General features: G+C 63.9%; 1 protein-coding gene. It reads right to left on the bottom strand.

The genetic code is table 11. The annotated features are described in order from the left end of the window. Positions 1–139: 139 nt before the first annotated feature. On the bottom strand, positions 140–1137 hold a 998-nt coding region (locus tag Q7T84_RS18490), incomplete at its 5' end, for an MFS transporter (RefSeq protein WP_304811827.1).

Here is a 1137-nt window from a genome sequence, read left to right as displayed (position 1 = left end):
TCGATCCTGGCAAGCAGTTCGATGAGCGGAGTTCGCCGTACCTCTAGGGCGCGGCTCCGATGGAATCGGAGCCGCGCCCTAGTCGATTGTTTTGTCGTGCTTTCTGGCTCAAACCGGCGTGGGGCTTCGCCGGCGAGCGCTAAGGTCGGGGGGCTACAGGGCTCAGATCGCCGGCCGGGCCGGTGGCCGCGGGGCTGCCACCTTCGATCTGGGCGTCGGTCGTGCGGGTCTCGAGCACACCTTCCTGCAGGATGCGCAGGTTCTCTTCGTGGACCGACTTGTCGATCTTGTAGAGGAACAAGCAACTGATCGCGACGGCGTAGAACGCCCCGATGGTCGGCAGGTAGATAAGCGCCAGGTTGCGCAGCATGTCGGGGTCCACCTCGCCGGGCTTGGCGCCCTGCGGGAAGGCCACATAGGTCAGCAGCACGCCTGAGACGCCGACCCCGACGCCGGAGACGATCTTCTTGAAGAGGTTGTCGGCGGAGAACAGCAGGCCCTCGGAACGGCGGCCGGTCTTGACCTCGCTGTCCTCGACCACGTCGGCGATCATCGACTGCAGCATGACGCCGGTCATGATCGCCATGATGCCGTTGGCCATGAAGTCGATGATCAGGATGCCGAACAGCAGGTTGGTGCCATTGGCCGGCATGACGCCGATGATGCGCAGGCCGATCGGCAGCAACAGCGCGATCACCGCGCCGAAGAACATGGTGATGGCCGCGTAGCGCTTGCCGATCTTGCCGGCGATGATCGGGGCCAGGGTCACGCCGATGATGCTGGCGAGCACGCCGGTCACGGTCATGAACGCGAGCTGGCCCTGGGTCAGGCCCCAGAAATAGAGGTTGAAGTAGAGCTCGAGCGCGGTCTTCAGACCCAGCGACACGTTCATGAACATGCCCGAGATGGCCAGCACCACGAACGAGCGGTTGTTCAGGGTGGCACCGACTTCGCGCAGCATGGCCGGAATGGTGATTTTCCGGGCCGGCGGCTGTCGCAGATAAGGGATCTGGTGGTGGGTCGCCGTGGACGAGATCAGGATGATCGTGAAGATCGTGACCGCCCCGACGATTGAATAGGTCTCCCAACCGCTGCGCTCCAGCAGGCCGCCGGTGCCGTCGGGGTTCTTCTTGAGGA

The sequence above is a fragment of the Phenylobacterium sp. genome, assembly GCF_030654915.1.
Taxonomy (GTDB): Bacteria; Pseudomonadota; Alphaproteobacteria; order Caulobacterales; family Caulobacteraceae; genus Phenylobacterium.
This window is presented reverse-complemented; position numbering and strand designations above follow the sequence as displayed.